The organism is Clostridium sp. DSM 8431, assembly GCF_900116755.1.
Lineage (GTDB): Bacteria > Bacillota > Clostridia > Clostridiales > Clostridiaceae > Clostridium.
This window is the reverse complement of the sequence record NZ_FPBY01000208.1, coordinates 1-5,406: the sequence shown is the minus strand read 5'-3', so window position 1 is coordinate 5,406 and position 5,406 is coordinate 1. Positions and strand designations below refer to the sequence as shown.

5 protein-coding genes, 4 tRNA genes and 1 pseudogene are annotated in these 5,406 nt (G+C 28.7%); 8 read left to right on the top strand and 2 right to left on the bottom strand.

Annotated features, from left to right (window positions below; translation table 11 throughout):
• Window positions 1-256 precede the first annotated feature (256 nt).
• From BM384_RS15285 to BM384_RS15270, 4 genes are all read left to right on the top strand, one after another.
• A tRNA-Gly gene (locus tag BM384_RS15285) sits at window positions 257-330 on the top strand.
• Window positions 331-354: 24 nt separating this feature from the next.
• Window positions 355-431 (top strand) — tRNA-Arg (locus tag BM384_RS15280).
• A gap of 5 nt (window positions 432-436) precedes the next feature.
• Window positions 437-512 (top strand) — tRNA-Lys (locus BM384_RS15275).
• Window positions 513-525: 13 nt separating this feature from the next.
• A tRNA-Lys gene (locus BM384_RS15270) sits at window positions 526-601 on the top strand.
• Between the two features lie 107 nt (window positions 602-708).
• Here the strand turns inward: BM384_RS15270 and BM384_RS15265 are convergent.
• Window positions 709-1,371 (bottom strand): TatD family nuclease-associated radical SAM protein, encoded by a 663-nt coding sequence (locus tag BM384_RS15265; RefSeq protein WP_090014875.1) that lies wholly within the window; start codon window positions 1,369-1,371, stop codon window positions 709-711.
• 19 nt (window positions 1,372-1,390) lie between these two features.
• The gene (locus tag BM384_RS15260) at window positions 1,391-2,221 is read right to left on the bottom strand and encodes a pyridoxamine kinase (RefSeq protein WP_090014874.1); all 831 of its coding nucleotides are present in this window, start codon (window positions 2,219-2,221) and stop codon (window positions 1,391-1,393) included.
• A gap of 84 nt (window positions 2,222-2,305) precedes the next feature.
• Here BM384_RS15260 and BM384_RS18585 point away from each other — a divergent pair, with 84 nt between their 5' ends.
• From BM384_RS18585 to BM384_RS15240, 4 genes and pseudogenes are all read left to right on the top strand, one after another.
• A complete protein-coding gene (locus tag BM384_RS18585; RefSeq protein WP_090014872.1) occupies window positions 2,306-2,503 on the top strand; it encodes a CYTH domain-containing protein in 198 nt (65 codons plus the stop codon).
• Entirely contained in the window at window positions 2,461-2,898 is a 438-nt protein-coding gene (locus BM384_RS18580) for a CYTH domain-containing protein (RefSeq protein ID WP_090014870.1), read from the top strand. Before BM384_RS18585 ends, BM384_RS18580 begins: the two co-directional genes overlap by 43 nt.
• A gap of 344 nt (window positions 2,899-3,242) precedes the next feature.
• A pseudogene (locus tag BM384_RS15245) lies at window positions 3,243-5,096 on the top strand (endonuclease MutS2).
• 207 nt (window positions 5,097-5,303) lie between these two features.
• The coding region (locus BM384_RS15240) for a helix-turn-helix domain-containing protein (protein WP_139232151.1) at window positions 5,304-5,406 on the top strand (103 nt) is incomplete at its 3' end.

The following is a 5,406-nucleotide window of genomic DNA, read 5'->3' as shown; positions in this document are numbered from 1 at the left end:
AGCAGCTCTTACTGAAGAAATTAGTCAGTCAATGGATGAACAAAGTAAGGCTTTTGAATCAGTAACAGATGGTGCAGAACAGCTAACTGATCTTGTAGATAAAGTTAAAGAAAGTATTGGAAAGTTTAAAATTTAAGTAATTGGGAGATAGGTAATTAAAATGCCTATCTTCTTGTTTTTTTGACAAAAAAATTTTTTTTATAAAAAGTGTTGACAATATATTATGAGGATGTTATATTATATAGGCAAGCTACTTGCGGGTATCGTATATCGGTAATACTCCAGCCTTCCAAGCTGGAAAGGTGGGTTCGATTCCCACTACCCGCTCCATTATTAACATAATAATGTTAAAATGCGTGTTTAGCTCAGCTGGATAGAGCAACGCCCTTCTAAGGCGTGGGCCAGGAGTTCGAATCTCTTAACACGCACCATATATGCACCATTAGCTCAATTGGTAGAGCACCTGACTCTTAATCAGGGTGTCCCCGGTTCGAACCCGTGATGGTGCACCATTTAATTACATATGGTTTACTAGCTCAGTCGGTAGAGCACTTGACTTTTAATCAAGGTGTCCGGGGTTCGATTCCCCGGTAAGCCACCAAGTAATTAAGTAGAGAAGTGATAAAGTTTAATTTTTATCACTTCTTTTATTTTTATAAAAAATTTTAATAAATAAAGCGTTATGCATTTTAGCATAACGCTTTTAATTTATTCTTCAAAAGCCCTTACTCTTAATTTAATTCCAAGTTCATCACAAACTGCTTGAGACTCTTTGATTTTTTCTTCGCCAATACAGTCAACTACAGTAAAAACAACATTTGGAACATAGTTTTTGCAGGCTAGTGCAAATTTTTTCATAGCCTCATAAGATTTTATTCCAAATTTATTTTGAGTTATCTCTAAGAATTCATCAGCATTTGGAGCATTAAGACTTATAGAAACAGTATCTATAAGTCCCTTTAAGATATGAGCTGTTGGTTTATTATTTACTAAATCTGAAAGTCCATTTGTATTGATTCTTGTTGGCATATTCGGACATCTTTCTTTAATATATTTTGCGATTTTAACTATATCGTAAATTCTTTCAGAAGGCTCACCAAATCCACAGAATATTACTTCATCAAATTTAGGAAGATCTATAGATTCAAATTCTTCTATTACTTCAGAGATAGTAGGTTCTCTTTTTAACCAAAGACTATTTGATTCAAGCATTTCCTTTGTTTTTCTTAAACAAAAAGTACATGCACAAGGGCATTTATTAGTTAAGTTTACATAAACATTTTTCTTAATATTTTTAGCTTCCATTTCTTCTAATGTAATATTTTTTAAACTTATAAATTTTCCATTATCAGCAGTATATAAGATAACCATATGAACACATCCTTATAAATTATTTAAGTTCTGTTAAAAATTCTTCAAAGCATACACCCCAGTTAGCTGGAATATTTATATCATTAGTAAATTTTAATGCTTTGCTGATAAACTTTGCAGCTTTTTCTATGCTATATGCAAAATCTTCTCCTTTTACAATTGAAGCTGATACTATTGAAGAGAAAACATCCCCTGTACCACTTCTTTCATCACATTCTTTTTTTACTGAAATAGTTTTGAATTCTTTTCCTTCTTCAAAAACAAAGTTCTCAATAGTATCATTACGTTTTAACCCTGTAACAACTATTTTTTTTGGACCTTCTTTAGAAAGCTTTATGCAAAGATTTTTAAGTTCTTCTAAAGAAGGAGTTTCCTTTGGGTATGGTATGTCTAAAAGTCTACAAAGTTCAGTAAGATTAGGTGTTAAACAATCTGCATATTTAATAAGTTTCTTCATTTTTTCACACATCTTATCTGTATATGTACGATAGATTTTTCCGTTATCACCCATAACAGGATCAACTATTACTATGTTGTTTTCTGTTTTAAACTTTTTTATAAATTCTATTACTATATCAATCTGTTCTTCAGACCCTAAAAAACCTGTGAAGATTCCATCAAAACTTAAATTATTTTTCTCCCAGGCTTCCATATATGGTTTCATTTTTGGAGTATAATCATCAAAATAATAATTTTCAAAACCAGTGTGATTTGAAAGTATAGCTGTAGGTAAAAAAGCGCACTGAACTTTAAGAGCTGATATAATTGGAAGAGCTACGGATATAGAACATCGACCAAAGCCAGTGATATCATTAATAAGTGCTATCTTTTTTTGTGTAAATTCCTTCATTTTTTCACATCCTTTAGTTTATAATTATAGAGGAAAAAAATTTAGAGGACAAATAGACCGATACAATTTTTGAAGGGATAGGTTATGAGAGTAGAAGTAGAAAAAGAATTTAAATTTCAATTAAAAAAAGAAGATTTTTTAAGACTAAAATTTTTTATAGAAAATGAAGGCTATAAGAAAGCTGGAGTAGTAAATCAAACTAACTTTTATATAGATACTAAAGATTTTGATTTAAGGAAATCAGGAGTTGTTTCAAAGCTAAGGTTAAAAGTAATTCATTAGAGGAAGATGAGGATTTAAAAATCAAGGATGAGCTTACTATTGATTTAAGTAAGAAGGAAGCAGAAGACATATTAGAAAATAAAGAAATAAAAAAGTATATACATTTATTTGAAGATAAAGCTGAAGTCTTAAATGAAATTGCTGATAAACTTATAGTTATAGGTAATCTGTCTACGGAAAGAACAAATTACTTTATTAATGAAGAAGCTATGATAAGTTTGGATAAAAGTAGGTATTTAGGAAAAGAAGATTACGAAATAGAATTAGAGACTGAAAATATTGAGGCTGATAGAAAATTTTTAAATAATCTTTTTTGTGAGAATAATATAGAGGTATTTGGAGAAAATAAATCTAAATTAAAAAGATTTATTGAAGTATTAATGAAAAATATCTAAAATATTGAAATTAATCTTTTAATTAGGATATAATAATATAAAAGATAGATTTTAAATAAAGAGAGGTATTTTTGTGAGTGTCTAATATCAAATAGTTAATTTAATAATGATTTCAAAATTTTTAGGGGTGTTAAACCTTTATTTGTTGTGGAATTAATTAGAACTATTATGATACAGAAACAGCAAAAGTGCTATATCTATATAAACATATTTGTTTATATAGGGCTCAATTTTAAGCTGTGGAAGATATCCATAGCTTTTTATTTTTGATGAAATATAAAATCTATCTTAAGTGTATTTTTTGCTGACTGTATCTTAGATTTTTATGAAGGAAGGTTTAAGATATGGATAAGAATATGTTAGAAAAATTAAATTATGAAAGCCTTAAGGAAATAGTTAAAGGTTATTGTGTAAGTGGACTTGGGAGATGTTTAATAGATAAATTAGAACCATCAGGAAATATAAAAGTTGTAAGAGAAAGATTAAAGGAAACAAGTGAGGCTAGAAATCTTTTAGATGCGGCTTATCATATTCCTTTAGATGGCATATTTAATGTGGCTCCTTATATTGAAATGATTGAGAAAGGATCAGCCTTAGAAGCTTCTGATTTGACGCAGATTTCAGACTTTTTAAGGGGATGCCGTAAGGTTAAAAAATTCTTTGAAAACAAGGAGGGATATGCCGAGAATTTATCTATATATGCCATAAATATATCAAATTTAAGTAGTATTGAAGAAGAAATAAATAGATCAATAACAGGATCAATAGTAAACTCTAATGCAAGTAGAACTCTAAAGAAAACAAGAAGACTTATAGATGAATGTGAAGGTAAAGTATCAGAGAAGCTTAATAAATTTCTTAAAAATAGTGAAAATAAAAAGTGTATTCAAGAATTTTTTATAAGTAAAAGAAATGGTAGGTTCACTATACCAATAAAGGCTGCCTTTAAAAATAATATTGATGGAGTTATTATTGAAGTTTCTTCAAAAGGTTCAACTGTATTTATGGAGACTTCTGTAATTTCAAAGCTTACATCAGAACTTGAAACATTAAAGTTAGAAGAAAGCATGGAGGAATATAGAATTTTAGGAGAACTTACAGAGCTTGTATCAGAAAAAATACGAGAACTTAAGATGAATATTGAGGTTATAGCAAACTTTGATATGATTTTTGCAAAAGCTAAGTATAGTAAAGAAGTTCAAGGCATAGAGCCCAAATTAAATAATTATGGGTTTATAAAAATAGTTGATGGGAAATATCCTCTTATTAAAAATAGCGTGCCTTTAAACTTAGAGATAGGAGAAAATTATCGTACGCTTATTATTACAGGTCCAAATGCAGGTGGTAAAACAGTTGTATTAAAAACAGTAGGGATGTTAACTTTAGCAGTACAATCAGGACTTCATATTGCAGCTAAAGAAGGAAGTGAAATAGCTGTTTTTGAAAATATATTTGTTGATATTGGTGACAATCAAAGTGTAGAGAATGCTTTAAGTACCTTTTCATCTCATGTTAAAAATTTAGCTTATATTTTAAAAGGTTCTGGAAAATCATCCTTATTATTATTTGATGAAATTGGTAGTGGTACAGAACCAAATGAGGGAGCAGCTCTTGCTATATCTATACTAGAAGAATTTTATCATAAGGGATGTATAACCATTGCAACAACTCATTATGGAGAAATAAAGAATTTTTCAAAGGAACATCCAGACTTTGAAAATGCGGCTATGGAGTTTAAGAAGGAAACTTTAGAACCTTTATATAGACTTCAAATTGGAAAAGCAGGGGATAGTAATGCTCTTTATATTTCTAAGAAGATGGGTATACCTGATAAAATATTAGATAGAACAAAAAACTATATTGAAAATAAAAATTATAACTTAGGAAAGGTTAAGGAAAGTAAGGTTAAAAAGAATATATAAGCTAGAGTTATAGAGACAAAGGAATATAAGTTTTCTGTAGGGGATAGAGTTATTCTTTTAGATAAAAAGGAATCTGCTATAGTTTATAAGGAAAGAGATAATTATAACAATATAGTTGTTTTATATAAAAATGAATTTATAGAAGTAAATTATAGAAGAGTAAAGTTAGAAGTTAAGGCTTCAGATTTATATCCTTAAGGATATGATTTAAACCAGCTTTTTGTAAGTTTTAAAGAGAGAAAGCTAGAAAGAGATATAGAAAGAGGGGTTAAGTAACAGTTACAAAAATATTATAAAACCTTAGAAAAGTGTACTAAAAAATAATAAACTTCAGAAATAGAGATTTATAGATTTGTCTAATAACTTTTAGATGTTTATTAATGATATTATCTCACTAATATGTCTTTTGTGTATCTTTGAATACTATTTTGCGTATCTTTGAATACTATTATAGGATACAAAAAAGAAATGAGGTGAATACAATTGATTCTATCAAAGAAGATTAGATTATATCCAACAACAGAGCAAGAAGAAAAGTTGTGGCAATCTGTTGGAACTGCAAGATTTATTTATAACTGGACTTTAA

Bases quoted from the DNA above. Each gene is read 5' to 3' on its own strand.
- BM384_RS15265 (WP_090014875.1), bottom strand. From the start codon at position 1,371: ATGGTTATCTTATATACTGCTGATAATGGAAAATTTATAAGTTTAAAA.
- BM384_RS15260 (WP_090014874.1), bottom strand. From the start codon at position 2,221: ATGAAGGAATTTACACAAAAAAAGATAGCACTTATTAATGATATCACT.
- BM384_RS18585 (WP_090014872.1), top strand. From the start codon at position 2,306: ATGAGAGTAGAAGTAGAAAAAGAATTTAAATTTCAATTAAAAAAAGAA.